Annotated in this window: 14 protein-coding genes; 6 read left to right on the forward strand and 8 right to left on the reverse strand. The window is 69.6% G+C overall.

The annotated features are described in order from the left end of the window. The first annotated feature begins 445 nt into the window (after positions 1-445). From QMG86_RS03195 to QMG86_RS03215, 5 genes are all read left to right on the forward strand, one after another. Positions 446-1,060, forward strand: coding sequence for a TetR/AcrR family transcriptional regulator (locus QMG86_RS03195; protein WP_281880745.1), 615 nt, complete (start codon positions 446-448; stop codon positions 1,058-1,060). A 182-nt stretch (positions 1,061-1,242) separates the two neighbouring features. Beyond that, the gene (locus QMG86_RS03200) at positions 1,243-1,890 is read left to right on the forward strand and encodes a TetR/AcrR family transcriptional regulator (RefSeq protein WP_063021525.1); all 648 of its coding nucleotides are present in this window, start codon (positions 1,243-1,245) and stop codon (positions 1,888-1,890) included. Positions 1,891-2,684: 794 nt separating this feature from the next. Beyond that, entirely contained in the window at positions 2,685-6,296 is a 3,612-nt protein-coding gene (gene mfd, locus QMG86_RS03205; protein WP_281877585.1) for a transcription-repair coupling factor, read from the forward strand. A 143-nt stretch (positions 6,297-6,439) separates the two neighbouring features. Beyond that, complete coding sequence (locus QMG86_RS03210; protein ID WP_281880746.1) at positions 6,440-7,078, forward strand: nucleoside triphosphate pyrophosphohydrolase; 639 nt, start codon at positions 6,440-6,442, stop codon at positions 7,076-7,078. A gap of 57 nt (positions 7,079-7,135) precedes the next feature. Beyond that, complete coding sequence (locus QMG86_RS03215; protein WP_281877586.1) at positions 7,136-7,459, forward strand: hypothetical protein; 324 nt, start codon at positions 7,136-7,138, stop codon at positions 7,457-7,459. Positions 7,460-7,544: 85 nt separating this feature from the next. Here QMG86_RS03215 and QMG86_RS03220 read toward each other — a convergent pair whose 3' ends face one another. The 3 genes from QMG86_RS03220 to QMG86_RS03230 all read right to left on the reverse strand — a co-directional run bounded on the left by QMG86_RS03220 (position 7,545) and on the right by QMG86_RS03230 (position 9,268). After that, on the reverse strand, positions 7,545-8,120 hold the full coding sequence (locus QMG86_RS03220; protein ID WP_281877587.1) for a TerD family protein: 576 nt from the start codon (positions 8,118-8,120) through the stop codon (positions 7,545-7,547). A 66-nt stretch (positions 8,121-8,186) separates the two neighbouring features. Continuing rightward, positions 8,187-8,672: a hypothetical protein gene (locus QMG86_RS03225; protein ID WP_281880748.1), complete on the reverse strand. Its 486-nt coding sequence runs from the start codon at positions 8,670-8,672 to the stop codon at positions 8,187-8,189. Positions 8,673-8,812: 140 nt separating this feature from the next. After that, positions 8,813-9,268, reverse strand: coding sequence for a flavodoxin domain-containing protein (locus QMG86_RS03230; RefSeq protein WP_281877589.1), 456 nt, complete (start codon positions 9,266-9,268; stop codon positions 8,813-8,815). 503 nt (positions 9,269-9,771) lie between these two features. On the opposite strand from QMG86_RS03230, the gene QMG86_RS03235 reads away from it, so the two are divergent. Continuing rightward, a complete protein-coding gene (locus QMG86_RS03235; protein ID WP_434085527.1) occupies positions 9,772-11,235 on the forward strand; it encodes a stealth family protein in 1,464 nt (487 codons plus the stop codon). Here QMG86_RS03235 and QMG86_RS03240 read toward each other — a convergent pair. From QMG86_RS03240 to QMG86_RS03260, 5 genes are all read right to left on the reverse strand, one after another. After that, positions 11,183-12,136, reverse strand: coding sequence for a phosphodiesterase (locus QMG86_RS03240; protein WP_281877591.1), 954 nt, complete (start codon positions 12,134-12,136; stop codon positions 11,183-11,185). The genes QMG86_RS03235 and QMG86_RS03240 overlap by 53 nt on opposite strands. Positions 12,137-12,299: 163 nt before the next feature. Then, positions 12,300-13,388: a glycerol dehydrogenase gene (locus tag QMG86_RS03245; RefSeq protein WP_281877592.1), complete on the reverse strand. Its 1,089-nt coding sequence runs from the start codon at positions 13,386-13,388 to the stop codon at positions 12,300-12,302. Between the two features lie 504 nt (positions 13,389-13,892). Then, positions 13,893-15,296, reverse strand: coding sequence for an MATE family efflux transporter (locus tag QMG86_RS03250; RefSeq protein ID WP_281877593.1), 1,404 nt, complete (start codon positions 15,294-15,296; stop codon positions 13,893-13,895). A 52-nt stretch (positions 15,297-15,348) separates the two neighbouring features. Then, entirely contained in the window at positions 15,349-16,380 is a 1,032-nt protein-coding gene (locus tag QMG86_RS03255; RefSeq protein ID WP_281877594.1) for a PLP-dependent cysteine synthase family protein, read from the reverse strand. A gap of 33 nt (positions 16,381-16,413) precedes the next feature. Further along, a complete protein-coding gene (locus tag QMG86_RS03260) occupies positions 16,414-17,718 on the reverse strand; it encodes an alanine racemase (RefSeq protein WP_281880750.1) in 1,305 nt (434 codons plus the stop codon). Positions 17,719-17,757 lie beyond the last annotated feature (39 nt).

Consider the following 17,757-nt stretch of genomic DNA (forward strand, 5'->3'; position numbering starts at 1 on the left):
GGTCGCTTCTGGTATTCGTGCCGGACCAGGGGAGGAGCGTGCGATACGCGTCCATCCGCGCAGGCCAGGCCCGCGGTCGCGCGGTGTGCCGCTCCCAGGTGGACGCGAGGTCGGCCGGCGCGTCGACGGCAATGCGACCGTGTGTTCGAGCCGGGTCCCGGACCGTGTTGATTTTTCGCGTGGGGAACACCGGGGCGGTCGGGCGGACCGCCGACCGGTCTGGGACAGTGGTATCCGAATGTCGGTGTCGCGCGCCGGAGCTTCGGTGCGACGGCTGACTCGGCACGCACGCGGGCAACTCGCCGGGCTCGCCCGCGACGCGCCGATGGCATGCGATCGTCGGCTCGGAGGGAACCGTCGAGGCACGCACGACCGGCCACAACGCGGAGAGGGCGGAGGAGCAGGGGTGTCTTCGGGTGAGTCGCATCGAGTGTCCCGGCCACGAATGACCGGCACCCAGCGGCGTCAGCAACTGATCGAGATCGGGCGCGCGCTGTTCGCCGAACGCGGTTACGACGCGACGTCCATCGAGGAGATCGCGCAACGCGCCCAGGTCTCCAAACCCGTGGTGTACGAACACTTCGGCGGCAAGGAGGGGCTGTACGCGGTGGTCGTCGACCGGGAGATGTCGATGCTGCTGGACATGATCACCTCCTCGCTCACCCGCAACCGGTCGCGGATCCGGCTCGAACAGGTCGCGCTGGCGCTGCTGACCTACATCGAAGAACGAACCGACGGGTTTCGAATTCTGGTGCGCGATCAGCCCGCCGCCGCCGCGGAGGGCCGGTACTCCAGTTTGCTCAACGAGGCGACCAATCAGGTGGCGCACATCCTGGCCGGAGATTTCGCGCGCCGCGGGTTCGACACCAGCCTGACCACCCTCTATGCGCAGGCGCTCGTCGGCCAGGTCGCCACCGCCGCCACCTGGTGGCTGGACGAGCGCAAACCGTCGAAAGAGGTTGTGGCGGCCCACTTGGTGAACCTGTGCTGGAACGGGCTCAGCCATCTGGAGGCCGATCCGCAGTTGAGTTCGGAATGGCGCGCGGGCGCCGGTGAGTGACCCGGATTGTTAACCAGCAAATTGCGCGACAGGTCTTGCCGAATGCTCGAATTGGCTGCTGGGCGCGCGCCTGGTGGTACGGTTCACCCATCCTTTGGGTGCTGTTCGGGCGGTAAGTCGGTCAACTTCGGGATGTCGGTCTACTTCAGGATGGCTGGTTTTTAGGATGACAGGCGGATCTGATGGCTAGGCAAGCGCGCGCGGAGATCACCCGCGACTCCGTCCTGGCAGGCGCTGCCGATGTCTTTCTGCGCTTGGGATATGCGAATGCGAGCCTGAGCGAGATCATCGCGCAGTCCAATGTCACCAAGGGCGCCTTGTATTTTCACTTCGGCTCGAAGGAAGAGCTGGCGCGCGCCGTGGTCGACCAGGGCAACGAGCGACTGACCAGCTCGTGTCAGGGCTTCTTCGATCCCCGGGTGCCCGCGTTGGAAGCGTGCATCGGCATCACCTACGTCGTCGCCGATCTATCCATGAACGATCCGATGGTCGGCGCCATGCTGAAGCTGACCCACCAGATCGGCGACTACCGCGGCGCCCAAGGCGACAACATCGCCAAGAACTGGGGCGACACCTACCGGCTGCTCGCCGAGCGCGCCATCGCCCAGGGCGACCTGATCGCCGACCTGGACGCGGAGGTCATCGGCCTGCTGTGGCAGGAGATGGCCGCGGGCGTGCACATCATCGCCGTCGGCACCGAGTCCATCGACCAGATGGCGGTCCGGATGGAGCGCGCCTGGTACTTCCTGCTCCCGGCCATCGTGCCACCCGAAAAGCTTTCGTACTTCAGGGAGTTCGCGGCCAGGAGACTGCGGCGCTACGTGCCGTGATATTCGGCCGCGACTTCGTCGCGGCGTGTTCGCGGCCCCTTGGTGGCTCGCGTTCGAGCGACCGCCGCTTGCTCCTTCGTCGCGTACGCGTCGGCCGCTCGAACGCGAGCCGGGCCGCGAACGCGCATGCTCGGTCTCGCTTCGCTCGGAAGACGTGGTTGCGGTGCGCCGGGCGCGTTGGTATCGCGGCTCGCTAAAGGTGTGCGCGGGTTGTGGTGGCTCGCTGTCGGTCGGAGTCTGCCGCCGGTTGCTTCTTCGTCGCGTACGCGTCGGCCGTTCGAACGCGAGCCGGGCCGCGAACGCACGTGCTCGGTCTCGCTCGGAAGACGTGGTTGCGGTGCGCCGGGCGCGTCGGCGTTCGCACTCGCGCTATGACGCTCTCGGCCCGGAACGGCTGAGCGGGCTCGGGCTCGCCGCGTGCGTGGTTGCCCGGGGACTCGCCTGGTGTGCTGGTCCCTGCGGGTCTGCGGCTTGTGGTGGCTCGGACATGAGCTGTAGTCGGGCCGTGAACCGGTGCAGGCGCTGTCTCGGATCCTCGGGACCCGGTGTCGGGTCGGCGTGGGCGTGGGTCGCCGACGGCTTCCCCGGCTGGGTGCTTCTCGGTGCGGCTCGATCCTGGTTCCGCCGCTATCAGCTGGAACATGCGGCGGGGTGACGGTCGTGAAGTGTGCGGATGGGTGCTCGGGCGCTGGACCGCCGCCGCGTCGCGGTGCGGGCGCTGCGAAAACGAGATGCTCGCTTCACTAGACTCGGTGGGCCGCTCGAAACGTGTCGCCTGCGCTCAGGAGTTGTCGATGTCCACCCACCGTCCGCCGCTGGCGGGACTGGCCGCCGCGGCTGGTGCCGATACCTCGCTACGGACCGTTACGGAGCTGATCGGCACCTCGTCGGTCGAGTTGGTCGCGCCGTCGGCGGTGCGGCCGTTCGTCGCGGCGCGGTTGGCGGGCGAGCGGCCGCTGGTGGTGGTCACGGCCACCGGGCGGGAGGCCGACGATCTGACCGTCGAACTGACGGAGATGCTCGGCCCGGCGGTCGCGCAGTTCCCGTCCTGGGAGACGCTGCCGCACGAGCGGCTCTCACCCGGTGCGGACACGGTGGGGCGCAGGCTGGAGGTGCTGCGCCGGATCGCCCATCCCGACGACCCGCACTTCCCCGCGCCGCTGCGCGTCGTGGTGACCACGGTGCGGTCGCTGATGCAGCCGATGGCGGGCGGGCTCGGCGACATCGAGCCGATCGTGCTGCGCGTCGGTGCCGAGCTGGACTTCGACGAACTGCTCGTGCGGCTGGTCGAGTTCGCCTACACCCGGGTCGACATGGTGGGCAAGCGGGGCGAGTTCGCGGTGCGCGGCGGCATCCTGGACGTCTTCCCGCCCACGGCCGACCACCCGGTGCGTGTGGAGTTCTGGGGCGACGAGGTCACCGAACTGCGGCCGTTCGCCGTCGCCGACCAACGCTCGCTGCCGGACGTCGCGGTGGACGTGGTGGTCGCGCAGCCGTGCCGGGAGCTGTTGCTCACCCCCGAGGTGCGCGAGCGCGCCGCCGAGGTCGCCGTCGCCAACGCGGCGGATGCGGCGCTGGTGGAGATGCTGGAGAAACTGGCGCAGGGCATCCCGGTCGAGGGCATGGAAGCGCTGTTGCCCGTGCTGCGACCGGGACGATTGTGCCTGCTCACCGAGGTGCTGCCGGAGGGAACGCACGTGCTGCTGTGCGATCCGGAGAAGATTCGCACCCGCGCGGCCGACCTGGTGCGCACCGGCGAGGAATTCCTCGAGGCCTCCTGGACGGCCGCCTCGTTCGGCGGCGCCGCGCCGCTCGGCGGCCACGGCCTCGACCTGGCCGCCTCGGCCTACCGCCCGCTGACCGAGATCCACGCCAGCGCCGACCGGCAAGGCCTGCCGTGGTGGACGCTGAGCCCGCTGGCCTCGGGGAATTCGTCCGAGGTGGTGCTGCGGGTGCTGCCCGGCCCCGCCGCGCGCGGGTCCGACGAACTGGTGGCGACCCTGTTCGCCTCGTTGCGCGCCCACGTCACGACCGGCGGCAGAGCCGTGGTGGTGGTCGCCGGTCACGGCACGGCACAGCGCATCCTGGAACGGCTCGCGGATGCCGACGTGCCCGCCGCCGCGCTGGCGACGGGCGGCGAGCCGAACGAGGGCGTGGTGGGCGTGCTGTGCGGCTCGCTGCACGACGGGCTGGTGTTCGAGGACGCCGGACTGGTGGTCGTCGCCGAGTCCGACCTCACCGGCAACCGGGTCACCGCGCCGGCCGAAGGCAAGCGGATGCCGGCCAAGCGCCGCAACCAGGTCGACCCGCTCGCGTTGAGCGCGGGCGACATGGTGGTGCACGACCAGCACGGCATCGGCAAGTTCGTCGAGATGATCGAGCGCACCGTCGGCGGCGCCCGCCGCGAGTACCTGGTGATCGAGTACGCGCCGAGCAAGCGCGGCCAGCCCGGCGACCGGCTGTTCGTCCCGATGGAGTCGCTCGATCAGCTCTCCCGCTACGTCGGCGGCGAGATGCCCGGACTGTCCAAGCTCGGCGGCTCGGATTGGGCCAACACCAAACGCAAGGCGCGCAAGGCCGTGCGCGAGATCGCGGGTGAGCTCGTGCAGTTGTACGCGGCCCGTCAGGCGGCGCCCGGCCACGCCTTCGGCCCGGACACGCCGTGGCAGAAGGAGATGGAGGACGCGTTCGCGTTCACCGAGACCGTCGACCAGATGACCGCCATCGCCGAGGTGAAGTCGGACATGGAGAAGCCGGTCCCGATGGACCGCGTGGTCTGCGGCGACGTCGGCTACGGCAAGACCGAGATCGCGGTGCGCGCGGCGTTCAAGGCGGTGCAGGACGGCAAGCAGGTCGTCGTGCTGGTGCCGACCACGCTGCTGGCGCAGCAGCATCTGCAGACGTTCACCGAGCGCGTCGCGGGCTTCCCGATCACCGTGAAGGGCCTGTCGCGCTTCACCGATCCGGCCGAGGCCCGCGCCGTGCTGGAGGGAATGGCCGACGGCAGCGTCGACATCGTGGTGGGCACCCATCGGCTCCTGCAGACCGGCGTGCGCTGGAAGGACCTCGGTCTGGTCGTGGTCGACGAGGAGCAGCGGTTCGGCGTCGAGCACAAGGAGCACATCAAGGCGCTGCGCACACACGTCGACGTGCTCACCATGTCGGCCACCCCGATCCCGCGCACCCTGGAGATGAGCCTGGCCGGGATCCGCGAGATGTCGACCATCCTGACCCCGCCGGAGGAACGCCACCCGGTGCTCACCTACGTGGGCGCCTACAACGACAAGCAGGTCACCGCCGCCATCCGCCGCGAGCTGCTGCGCGACGGCCAGGTCTTCTACGTGCACAACCGGGTGTCGTCGATCGACAAAGCGGCCAAGCGGATTCGCGATCTGGTGCCGGAGGCGCGGGTGGTGGTCGCGCACGGTCAGATGAACGAGGACGCGCTCGAGTCCACCGTGCAGGGTTTCTGGCAGCGCGAATACGACGTGCTGGTGTGCACCACGATCATCGAGACCGGCCTGGACATCTCCAACGCCAACACGTTGATCGTGGAACGCGCCGATGCGCTGGGCCTCTCGCAGTTGCACCAGTTGCGCGGACGGGTCGGGCGCAGTCGCGAACGCGGTTACGCCTACTTCCTGTACCCGCCGGAGAAGCCGCTCACCGAGACGGCCTACGACCGTCTGGCCACCATCTCGCAGAACTCCGACCTCGGCGCGGGTATGGCGGTCGCGATGAAGGACCTGGAGATCCGCGGCGCGGGCAACGTGCTCGGCGCCGAGCAGTCCGGCCACGTCGCCGGTGTCGGCTTCGATCTCTACGTGCGGCTGGTCGGCGAGGCCGTCGAAGCGTATCGCGCTGCCGCGGACGGCAAGCCGATCACCACCGAGGAGGTCAAGGAGGTCCGCATCGACCTGCCCGTCGACGCGCACATCCCGCCCGACTACATCGCCAGCGACCGGTTGCGCCTGGAGGCGTACCGCAAACTCGCTGCGGCGCAGGATGATTCAGCGCTGGCGCAAGTCGTGGAGGAACTCGTCGACCGCTACGGCCCGCTGCCCGTCGAGGTCGGGCGCCTGGTCTCGGTGGCCAAGCTGCGGTTGCTCGCCCGCGAGTACGAGGTGACCGAGATCGCCGTCACCGGGACCACCTTGAAGATCTCGCCGCTGCACCTGCCCGATTCCAAGCAGTTGCGCCTCGAGCGGCTCTACCCGAGCGCCGGATACCGTGCCGCGTCCGGGGTGGTGCAGCTTCCGTTGCCGCGCGTCGAAGACAGTGTCGGGGCCGAGCGGGTCCGGGATGTGGTGCTGCTGCAGTTCGTCGCCGACCTGCTGCTGGCGTTGGACGGGAAGGCGCAGGGCGCGGTCGACCTCACCGTGGCCGCCGAGATGGCGCCGCGATGAGCTCGACTCGCGACGAGTCCGTCCTGCGGGCCGCCCGGCACCGCGCTTCCGAGACTGTGGATCGTGCCGCGCCGGACGGTGCCGCGGTCGCGCGCACCGACACCGCGGTGGTCGCGGCGGGACTGGCCGGAGCCGTCGAGGTCATGGACCGCCTCTGGCATTTCGGCGGCTGGGAAGTCACCCAGACCCACGACTCGCTGCGACCCTATCTGCTCGAGGAAACCTACGAGCTGCTCGACGCCATCCAGCACGACGATGCCGAGACGATCAAGGAAGAACTCGGCGACCTGCTGCTGCAAGTGCTGTTCCATTCCAGGATCGCCGAGGCGGCAGGCGAATTCACCGTCGACGACGTCGCCGCAGCGCTGGTCGCCAAGCTGGTCAACCGCAGCCCGCACCTCGTGGACTCCGCGATCGATCCCGACGCCTCGGTGGCCGAGAAGATCGCCGCCCAGGAGCGCGCCTGGGAAGAGCGCAAATCCGCCGAGAAGTCCCGTCGTTCCTGCCTGGACGGCATCGCCATGGCTCAGCCCGCCCTGGCCCTCGCCGAGAAGGTCGTCTCCCGTAGCACCAAGGCGGGCCTGCCGCCCGACCTCGTCCCCGAAGCGCTCCTGATCGTGCACCTGGGCGGCCCGGACAGTGCCGAAGAACGTCTCCGCAAGGCGACTCTCACCTTCGCCGCCGCCATCCGCACGGCGGAGGACGCGGCGGAAAAGGAGCGCGGCGAACGTCTTCCGCTCACCGCGGCGGATTGGCGCGCCTTCTGGCCGGACAACGAGTAGGGGCCGCGCCCCGAAGACGCACGGTCTGCCACAGCCCGGATCAGGGACACTGAGAGAATGCCGTACCCCGAACTGAATGCACGCCCGCGATGGCAATCGACCGGAAACGGCAAATTCCCCGTCGCCGCCCATGTCGAGGGCCGGTGGTGGGTCCTCCGAGTGAACGGTTTCCCCGACCACCCGCTGTGGACTTTGTTCATCGACGGCGCACCGCGTTTCGACATCGATGACACACCGCCCGGATGGGATCGACCGAGTGCCCGCTCCGCACCGCCCTTGGATGCCTCCAGCGTCGAGCAGGTCTTGGCTCCGGTGCGGCATTTCGTGGCCTATGGCAGTGAGGTCGGCGACCCGTGCGACGACCCGGTTTGCTGCGGTTGACGTCGGGCAAACGCACAGCCTGCGTACGGGTCTTCCGGGATACCTCTGCGCGTGGAAGACCCGCGCGGCGATGAACCGGAGAATCTCAGACGTTGACGCCGTAATCCCGCGCGATGCCCGCGAGACCGGAGGCGTAGCCCTGGCCGATGGCGCGGAACTTCCACTCGTTGTTGTGGCGGTACAGCTCGCCGAAGATCATGGCCGTTTCGGTGGACGCGTCCTCGGTGAGGTCGTAGCGAGCCAGCTCGACGCCGGTGGTGGCGTCGACGACGCGGATGAAGGCGTTGCGGATCTGGCCGAACGACTGGCCGCGCGCGTCGGCGTCGTGGATGGACACCGGGAAGAAGATGTTGGTGATGGTCGGCGGCGTCGCGGTGAGGTCGACGTTGATCACCTCGTCGTCGCCTTCGCCCGCGCCGGTGAGGTTGTCGCCGGTGTGCTCGATGGAGCCGTCGGGCGAACGCAGGTTGTTGTAGAAGATGAAGTGCTGGTCGGACAGCACTTTCAGGTTCGGTCCGCAGGCGAGCGCGCTGGCGTCGAGGTCGTAGTCGGCGCCGGTGGTGGTGCGCACGTCCCAGCCGAGCCCCACCGACACCTTGGTGAGATTCGCGGCCTGCTTCGACAGCGAGACGTTGCCGCCTTTGGCCAGAGTGACGCTCATGATCCCCTTCCGCGCGGCACGGCCGGTGCCGCCTCTTTCTTGCGCCCGGAAAACGTCGGGCGGATTTCAGTTCTGGTGATCGGCCCAGGATTGCAGGGTGCTGACCCGGCCCTGCAGCGCGCGCAGTTCGCTCTGGTCGTCGAGCACCGTGCGCTGGATGCCTTGCACGACCGCGAAGGCCGACTGGCGATGATCATCGATCACGTCGACGTCGATGCGGACGGCGACGTAATCGTCGGCGCCGGGCATCTGCTCGGCGACCACATGCGCGGTCCCCCGGGCGCACATCGCCACATTGCCGCCGCCGAGGATCAGCAGCGCCACCTCGGGATGGTCGCGCAGCCGGGCCAGCGAACCGCGGTCGTGCTTCAGGCTGAGCAGGATGCGCCGGTCACCGGCCCGCACCGGCCAGGACACCGGAATCGCGTGCGGCGCAGGATCGGTCGTCACCAGCACGCCGATCGTCTCCAGCGGCCACTCGGGGAGCACGTCCAGCTCGGGATGATCTGTCGAGTTGTGCTGACGTTGGGCGGGGCTCGCTCCGGCTGCCATCTTCGTCACCTCATGGATCGTCGAGCGCGGCGGGCTGTCCGCGCTTGATAGCAGTCTAAGGTGCTGTGCGCCTTACGCGCTGGCGCTGTGCGCTTTGTCCGGACCGCACTCCGGGAGCATCGGCCCGCGGCCGCTGCCGGTCAGGCCGAGACCAGCGCGGGGATGTCGAGCGCGGCGGCCCACTGCCGCGCCATGTCCTTGACGCGGACCTCGGTCGACGCGTCATGCCGCGCGTGCTCGCCGACCTGGACGGCGCCGCGGTCGGCGAGCCTCTCGGCGATGATCTCGCCGCCGCGATTGAACGTGTCGCCGTACACCGTGTCACCGAGCCCGAAGACGGCGAACCGCAGTCCGCTCAGGTCCGGCGCGGCGCGGTCGAGCGCGTCGGCGAAGGGCTCGGCGCCGGTCGGCAGGTCGCCGTCGCCATAGGTCGAGCACACGACGATGTGGAAGTCGCGGACGTCCAGTTCCTCGACGCCGAAGTCCGTCATGTCGTGCACCGAGACGTCGTGCGCGCCGCGCAGCTCCTCGGCGATGCTGTCCGCCGCGGACTCCGCGGTGCCCATCTCGGTTCCGAACAGAATGACGACACGCACCGGTACGACCCTTTCTCGCATCAATATGGTGAGCCTACCCTAACTATAGCGAAGGATGTGCTGCGACGTCATCGGATGATCGGTCTCGGCGGGGGAGAGCGGAGCGCAGGCGTTTCAACTGCGCCGATTGACGGAATCTCCGGCGCGTTGCATCATTCCTAGAGGTGCCCGGTGTTTTCCGGGCCGACCTTCCCGCCGGCCGATGACTGTCCGGCTCCGCGGCTGCCGCCCGTGCGGTCGAGTTCCCGCCACGAGTGCAGCGCTTCCATTCATGACGCTTCGCGCGTCCGGCCGTGAGTGAGGTGAAAACGAAATGGTCTACCAGTCGTCTGCATGCCAGGTGGTCAATTCGTACGCCCGCTTCGGCTCCCTTCCCCACGTCTGAATGTCACCGCGCTGGGCGCGGTCGTCTCTCGCCGATGTCTCGCATCGGCGGACTCGCGGCTCGGCGCGGTGCCCCGGACCAGTCGTAAACCGGTGAACAGACGGATGTGGAGGCAGTCATGACGGACAGGGGAGCAGTGGATTCGGGGGCGGTGGAGATGGTGACGCGGGCCATGGCGAGCAACTTCGCCGTGTCCGCGGCGATGATCGAGGATCTCGGCTACCTGCGCGCGGAGCTGGCGGCCGCGGAGGTGCCGTTCCTGCTCGTGCGCGACAGCGGGCACCGGCTGGTGCTGGCGGCCGACGCGGCGCATCGGCCGATGGTGCGCCGGGTGACCGCCGCGGCGATGTCGGCCGGATTCTCCTGTGTGGAATTGCGGCACAACATCTTCCGGCTCGGACGCGACCACGATCCGGCGCATCACGTCGAACTGGAGCTGTGGGAGTACCACGGTGACACGGTGACCTGTCCGCGCCCGAACGCGCTGACCCGGACGGTCTTCGACCTCGCCGACGTCCAGCGCACGCAAGTGCGGCTGTTCGATCGGACCTGGCCCACCCTGGTCGACATGTTCGCGCCGCAGACCGGTGACGTCGGCTTCGACATCGACCTGGTGTTCTCCTGGGTGGACGGCTCCGATCCGGAATTCCGCGCCCGCCGCGCCGGGATGCTCGCCCAGGTCGTGGTCGGTGAGGGCGACGACGCGGAGGCCAGGATCCGGCAGATCGACGAGCTGAAGTACGCGCTGCGGTCGGTGCACAAGAACGCGCCGTGGATCCGCAGGATCTTCATCGCGACCGACTCCACGCCGCCGGACTGGCTGACCGCGCATCCGAAGGTGACCGTGGTGCGGGCGGTGGACCATTTCCGGGACCTCAGCGGTCTGCCGGTGTTCAACTCGCACGCGGTGGAATGCCAGTTGCAGCACATCGACGGGCTCAGCGAACACTTCCTGTACTCCAACGACGACATGTTCTTCGCGCGGCCGGTACGTCCGTCGATGTTCTTCACCCCGGGCGGCGTGAGCCGGTTCATCGAAGCGGATACCAGGATCGGTCCGGGCGGCAACAACGAGCGGCGCAGCGGTTTCGAGAACGCGGCGCGGGTCAACCGGGCCTTGCTGGCCGATCGTTTCGGTTATGTCATCACCCGGCACCTGGAGCACACGCCGGTGCCGCTGCGGCGCAGCGTGCTGCTGGAGATGGAGGAGGAGTTCGCCGCCGACTTCGCGCGCACGAGTGCGAGCCGGTTCCGGGCGGCCACCGACATCTCGGTCACCAACTCGCTGTATCACTACTACGCCCTGCTGACCGGGCGGGCGGTGCCGCAGGAATCGGCGAAGGTGCGGTACGTCGACACCACCAGCTACAGCGGCCTGTCCCTGCTGGACGGTCTGGCGCGCCATCGCGACGTCGACTTCTTCTGCCTCAACGACGGCAGTTTCCCGGAGGTCGCCGAGTCGGAACGGGTGCGGATCGTGTCGGAGTTCCTGGCGGGGTACTACCCCGAGGCGGCGCCGTGGGAGCGGCTCAGCACACCGCCTCGTCATCCGCTTCCGGAGTCGACGCAGGGCGCCGCATGACGTGCGGGATGCGCGCGGCGGGCGGGATCACGATGCCCTCCTGGGTCAACCGCCGCTGCGCCTCCTCCGGCGTGGCGGGCGCGCCGACCGTGCTGCCGCGCTCGATGGGCACCACCGAGTGCACCACGGTGTCCGGGTAGATGTGCACGTAGTTGAAGGCCTGCGCGCCGTCACGACCGCGCAGGCCGCCCTGCGCAACGCCGAGATCCTGGCTGTAGCAGGTGGCCGAGGCCACCGAGACCGGGATGCCCGCGAAGGTCGCGCTGGTGGAGAAGTGCAGGTGCCCGGCGAGGATCGCGCGCACGTCGCTGCCGTCCAGTACGTCGGCCAACCGGCGCTGATCCCGCAGTTCCACGGTGACGGCGAGATCCACCACGCACGGCACCGGCGGGTGGTGCATGGCCAGGATGGTGCCGAACGGGGCGGGTTCGGCCAGCACCGAGCGCAGCCACGCCAACTGGTCGTCGGAGATCTCGCCGTAGTGGTGGCCGGGGACGGAGGTATCCAGGGCGACGATGCGCAGGCCGTCGATCAGATGCACCCGGTCCAGCGGGGAAGTGGTGGGGTACTCGCCGAGCAGGCGGGCGCGCAGAGCGGCGCGGTCATCATGGTTGCCGGTGACCCACACGATCGGAGCCTGCAAACTTCTGGCGAATGGCTCGACGATCGACTTCAGCTTGGCGTACGCGGCGGGCTCGCCCCGATCGGTGAGGTCGCCGGTGAACACTATCGCGGTCGGCCGGATCCGGCTCGCCGCGGCCTGTTCGAGCAGTTGCCGTAACCGCAGGTCGGCGTCGACATCGCCGTACAGGGGGTCGTCGCCCGCGATGAGATGCGTGTCGCTGAAATGGAACAACACGTGATCCGGACGCGGATACTCCGCGACTCTGGTGATGGCCACCGGACCGAATCCCTCCTGGCGGTTTGCCCGCCATTGGCTTGGCTCCGTCGCCACGATAGCGTCGGTTACGGACAGGTTTCCCGACGGTTGGTGAAGACACGCTTGCGGGAAGGTGAGGTTTCGGTGTCGGACGCTGGGAAAACGGCAGCCGGTGTGGGATTCGTCACTGACCGAGGGCATCGGCGGCGCGTAGGGCGTCGACGACCATCGCGGCGTCCACCTCGAAGGGCTCGTTGTGGATGGTCTCGCCCGGCGCGGTCGCCCGGGTCGCGATGGCCGTCAGCGTCTCCTCATCGGCATCGGCCAGCCCGAGCGCGGCGAGCGTGGTCGGCAAGCCCACCGCGGCACAGAAATCGAGCACCGTAGCGATCTCCGCGGCGGGCGCGCCCTCGAGCACCAGTTGGGTGACGGTGCCGAAGGCGACCTTCTCCCCATGCAGGAAGGGACGCGTCCGCGCGGCGGCGGTGAGACCGTTGTGCACGGCGTGCGCCGCGGCCAGCCCCGACGATTCGAAGCCGAGCCCGGACAGCAGGGTGTTGGCCTCCACGACGCGCTCCAGCGCCGGTGTGACGCTGTGCGTGCGGACGGCGCTCAGCGCCTGCGCACCGTCGGCCAGCAGCGTGCGGTAACAGAGTTCGGCCAGCGCGGTGGCGCTGCGCGTGGAGGCCCCGCCGCGCATGTTGCGCACCTGCGCGGCGCTGCACGTGCGTGCCTCGAACCAGGTGGCGAGGGCGTCGCCCATTCCCGCGGCGAGCAGCCGGGCGGGCGCCTGCGCGACCACCGAGGTGTCCACCAGCACCAGCGCCGGATTCCGCCGGACCAGCTGATACGCCTCGAACTCGCCGGCATCGGTGTAGATCACCGACAGCGCGCTGCACGGCGCGTCGCTGGAGGCGGTGCTCGGACAGCTGATCATCGGCAGGTCGAGATCGTCGGCGACCGCGCGCGCCGCGTCGAGCACCTTGCCGCCGCCCGCGCCGAGCACGACCGTGCTGCCGGTCTCCTCGGCGGCGTGGGCGATCCGCGCGATCTCCGCCCGGCTGCATTCGCCGCCGGACAGATGGATCGAATAGGCGATCTTCGCGTCGGTCAGTGAGCGCTCCCAGGTGTCGGCGAGCAGCCGGAAGGCGCTGGATCCGGCCACGATGAGCACCGGACCCCCGATGCCGAGCCGCGTCATCTCCGCGCCGAGCGCGGCGGTGGCGTCCCGGCCCTGCACGTAATGCCCCGGCGAGGAGAACACGCTGAGCATCCGGCACCTCCCGATCCCGGGCCGCGCGCACGCATTCGGCCCGACCGACGACCCTTCAACGCTACGTGACGCCCCGTTTTCCACGGCGGTGATCGACGAACTCGCCGCGCACCCCGTGCGTGCGCGTCGCGTCGTTCGGCAGTGCTGGAGCGGACTCCGACCGAGTTCCGGCGTCCGGGACCGCCGGTGCCGGAACGTGCGATCGCGAACTCCCGCACAACGTCGCCGCCGCGGACCGACCAGGGTCTCGAGCCTCCCATCGGATGGTGCGACGCGCTCGCGGCCGCCCGCCCTCTCGCGGCGGTGTCCGGGGCAGTCTCGGAGACGGGAAAGCGCCCGTCGCGCACGGAGGGGATTCGACCTACCGCCGGTTGCCCGGGGCAGTCTCGAGACGGGAAAGCGCCGTCGCGCACCGAAAGGGATTCGACCTACCGCCGATTGCCCGGGGCCGGGGCGATTGGGAGTGCCCCGGCCCGAGGCGCCGCACCGCGCGATCGGGACCGATCAGCTCTGGGTGGTGAGGGTCTCCGGGAGCAGGCGGGGCCGGTCGCGTTCCCGCTCACCGAGCAACACGAAGTAGCGGCGCAGCATGAGGATCGCGGTGGTGGACAAGCCCGCGGTCAGGCCCCACCAGACGCCGGCCGCGCCGAGCCCGGCCGGGTAGGCCAGCAGCAGGGCGACGGGCAGGCCGACGCCCCAATAGCCGATCAGCGAGAGCCGGAAGCCCGCGTTGGTCGCCTTCAGCCCGCGCAGCAGGCCGGTGCCGATGTTCTGCGCGGCGTCGAAGAACTGCAGCACGATGCCGATCAGCAGCAGGGTGTGCGCGACGCGGATGGTGTCGGCATCCGAGGAATCCAGGAAAGGTCGCAGCACCAGATCGGGCGCGAGCACGTAGACCGTGCCCGTCACCGCCGCGATCACCGCGGCGTGCCGCAGCGCCAGCCAGGCCAGCGCGCGGGCGTGCGCGTGCTCGTCCCGCGCGACCGCGTGGCTGACCAGGATCGACGCACCGTGCGAGAGGCCGATCGCCACTTGGAAGACGATGTAGATGATCTGGTAGACGACGTTGTGCGCCGCCAGCGCCGCCGGGCCGATGCTGCCCATGACCAGCGCGAGCACCGAGAACATGCCGGCCTCGGAGCCGTAGGTGAGCGCGATCGGCGTGCCCAGTCGAAGCTCGGCGCGCACGGTGCTGAGCCGCACCGGCAGCGGTGTCCTGGGCAGGGTGCGGCCGAGTTCGTCGTCGTGCCACACCATCGCCCAGAACACGCCGAAGGTGATCAGGAAGACCAGCGAGGTCGCGACCCCGATGCCGGTCAGCCCGAGCGCGGGCAACCCGCCCTTGCCGTGGATGAGGCCGAAGGCCAGCACCAGGTTGAGCACCACCGAGCCGAGCGTGACCAGCAGCAGCGCCTGCGGGCGCTGCATTCCGACCGTGTACTGGCGCAGGACCTGGAACCATAGGCAGGGCAGCAGGCCCGGAGCGAGCGCCACCAGCAGCGGACGGGCGTCGGCGAGCACGCCCGGGTCCTGCCCGAGCCAGGGCAGCACCCAACCGAGCCCGATCAGCACCGCGCCGCCGAGCAGACCGGCGACCGTGGCGATCGCGAAACTCGAGCGCAGCAGGTCACGGATCTCCGGATCCGGCGAATCACCGCGCTTGCCCGCCGCGCTCACCGCGGTGGCGATCTGGTTGCCGCTGGCGGTGATCAGTCCGACGCACATGGTGCGGATCTGGTTGAACAGCACGATCGCCAGCCCGCCCGCGGCCACCTGGCGCACGCCGAGCGTGCCCATCAGCGCGATGTTGGTGGTCGACACCGCGATCTGGGCCAGCTGGGTCAGCGCGATGGGCGTCGCGAGCGCGGTGAGCCGCCCGCCGTCGCCGCGGAAACTCGTCACGATCACCGGTTCTCCTTCGCAGAGGGCGAGAGCGTCGTCTTGCGCGGGCGACCGGACTTCACCGCGCCTGCACCAGTGCGTTGCGGGCGGCGGGCGCGTAGCGCCGCAGCAGCACGGCGACCTCGCGTTCGGTGCCGGGGTCGAGCAGGCCGCGCTCGGTCATCCAGTCGTCGTCGAACACCGTGTCCAGGTATTTCTCCCCCCCGTCGCACACGATGGTGACCACGGTGGAGCCCGGCGGGAACTCCTCGAGCCGGGTGAGCGCGGCGTGTACCGACCCGCCCGCCGACCCGCCGATCATCAGGCCCAGTTCGGCGGCCACCGCGCGGGCGGTCGCGAAGGCCGCCACATCGGTGACCTTCACGCCCTCGTCCAGCAGCGAGTAGTCGACGGCGGTGCCGATGGTGGCGCCCGGCGGGGTGCCGGTGCCCGACTGCCAGTACGGGCCGCCCGGCCCGCCGAAGGCGATCGAGCCGACCGGCTCCACGCCGATCACGTGGGGAGTGCAACCCAGCTGTCGCAGCCGGGTCGCGGTGCCGAACAGCGAGCCTCCGGTGCCCACAGCGGACAGCAGGATGTCGACCCGCTCGACGTCCTCCAGCAACTCTTCCGCCACCGGGTAGTAGCCCACCGCGTTGGCGTCGTTGTTGTGCTGCTCGGTGAAGTACGCGTCGTCCCGCTCGGCCGCCATCGCCTCGGCCAGGTCCTCCCGTGCCGAGGTGGCGAGGTTGTCGTCGCCCTCGTCGGCGACGTACACCAGTTCCGCACCCATTGCCCGCATCGCGCGCAGTTTGTCCTTACATGCGTGATGGTCGACCACTGCGGTGAAGCGATACCCACGTTCGGCGGCAACTACCGCGAGGCCGAGCCCGGTGTTGCCGGACGTGGATTCGATGATATGTCCGCCACTGCGCAGCAAACCGCGCCGCTCGGCGTCGAGCACCATTTCGCGCGCCATTCTGATCTTGGCCGCGCCGGTGGGGTTGAACTGCTCCAGTTTGAGCAGCAGGCGGGTGCCGGTCGCGGTGGCCGCGAGCTCGAACAGCGGCGTGCGGCCGATCAGATCCGTCACGCGCGTGACGAGCGGCATTGATGTCTCCTGTTTCGGGTCGGGGAAGTCGGGTCAGCTGCCGTCGCGGGTCCAGCGGAAGCGGTCGCCGGGCGCGTCGTGCAGTACGACTTTCGGTGGGATGGGCAGTTCGTGGAAGGCGGACTCGTTCGAATCCATTTGGTAGCCGGCGGTATTCGGGTAGATCAGCAGGTCGCCGACCTCGGCGGCGCGGGGCAGCGGCACCCGCCGCCAGCTCAGCATGTCGGAATCCAGACAGGTGGCCGCGCCGACACTGGTCGGTGTCAGGTCGCCGGGCCGCTCGGGCCACAGCACCGGATCGGGCAGGTACTCGCTGTCGAACCACTGCTCCGAGAGGCTGAGGCTGGTGCCGTCGACGGTGAGCAACCGGTAGGACCGGCCGTGCGCATGCCTGGTCTTGCTGCCCTGGACGCGGAAGACGGTGCATCCCGCGTGCGCGAGCAGCGCGCGTCCCGGTTCGATCGCCAGGCGCACGGCGTTGTCCCGCAGTCGTCCGGCCAGATCGTCGTGGTCGAGAATCTGGGCGAGCATGGCCGCGCCGGGCACGGGAAAGTGGTACGGATAGTACGAATCGAAGGACTTCCCGGAGTGGAACCACTGTCTGTTCACACCCGCGGTGAACTCCAGCGCGGCGTCCGCCGCGACGTAGTCGACCCCGAAGCCCCCGCCGATCGACACCGTGGTGGCCGGATGTCCCAGCGTGCGCGCGTGCAGGCAGCGGGCGATCAGCTCGCCCGCCAGCTCCGCCCGCGCCACCGCGTCGTAGCCGGAGAGGTGAAAACTGAAGCCTTCCAGCCGGACCGAATCGTGCCCGCCGAGGATCGCCAGTGCGTCCTCGATTTCGTCAGGTGTCATGCCGAACCGGCTGGCCGATGCCGCGGGCAGCACGCGGATCAGCACGCGCGCGGGCTCACTCGCGGTGGCCAGCGCGGCGAGCCTGCCGATCTCGCCGAGGTCGTCCACCGCGATCAGCGCGCCGTGCCGGGCGGCCAGCCACAGCAGTTCGTCCGCCTTGGCGGGGCCGGTCACCATGAGTTCGGCGCCGCGCACGCCCTGCGCCAGCGCCGCGGTCAGCTCGCCGACGCTGGCGACGTCGACGCCCGCCCCGTTCTCCGCGCACGCCCGCGCGACGCACCCGGCTTTGTTCGCCTTCTTGCCGTAGTAGATCGTGCCGTGCACCCCGGCGTGCGTGAAAGCGGCGCGAAAGGCCCGGATGTTGTGACCGACTCGCGCCGGATACATGACGTGGAACGGGCCGCCCATCGCGAAAGCCAGGTCTGCGAGAAGGTCCGGATCGGCGAGCAGGCGGCGCTCCCACGGGTCGAGATGCGCGGGCATCGGCGCCGCGCCGATCGACTCGTTCGCCTCGGCCCCCGG

The sequence above is a fragment of the Nocardia sputorum genome, assembly GCF_027924405.1.
Classification (GTDB): domain Bacteria; phylum Actinomycetota; class Actinomycetes; order Mycobacteriales; family Mycobacteriaceae; genus Nocardia; species Nocardia sputorum.

Coding starts and splice junctions, on each gene's coding strand:
- QMG86_RS03220 (WP_281877587.1), bottom strand. CDS start 8,120: ATGAGCGTCACTCTGGCCAAAGGCGGCAACGTCTCGCTGTCGAAGCAG.
- QMG86_RS03210 (WP_281880746.1), top strand. CDS start 6,440: ATGGACCGCCTCTGGCATTTCGGCGGCTGGGAAGTCACCCAGACCCAC.
- QMG86_RS03245 (WP_281877592.1), bottom strand. CDS start 13,388: ATGCTCAGCGTGTTCTCCTCGCCGGGGCATTACGTGCAGGGCCGGGAC.
- QMG86_RS03260 (WP_281880750.1), bottom strand. CDS start 17,718: ATGCCCGCGCATCTCGACCCGTGGGAGCGCCGCCTGCTCGCCGATCCG.
- QMG86_RS03200 (WP_063021525.1), top strand. CDS start 1,243: ATGGCTAGGCAAGCGCGCGCGGAGATCACCCGCGACTCCGTCCTGGCA.
- QMG86_RS03215 (WP_281877586.1), top strand. CDS start 7,136: ATGCCGTACCCCGAACTGAATGCACGCCCGCGATGGCAATCGACCGGA.
- QMG86_RS03225 (WP_281880748.1), bottom strand. CDS start 8,672: ATGGCAGCCGGAGCGAGCCCCGCCCAACGTCAGCACAACTCGACAGAT.
- QMG86_RS03195 (WP_281880745.1), top strand. CDS start 446: ATGACCGGCACCCAGCGGCGTCAGCAACTGATCGAGATCGGGCGCGCG.
- QMG86_RS03235 (WP_434085527.1), top strand. CDS start 9,772: ATGACGGACAGGGGAGCAGTGGATTCGGGGGCGGTGGAGATGGTGACG.
- QMG86_RS03255 (WP_281877594.1), bottom strand. CDS start 16,380: ATGCCGCTCGTCACGCGCGTGACGGATCTGATCGGCCGCACGCCGCTG.
- mfd (WP_281877585.1), top strand. CDS start 2,685: ATGTCCACCCACCGTCCGCCGCTGGCGGGACTGGCCGCCGCGGCTGGT.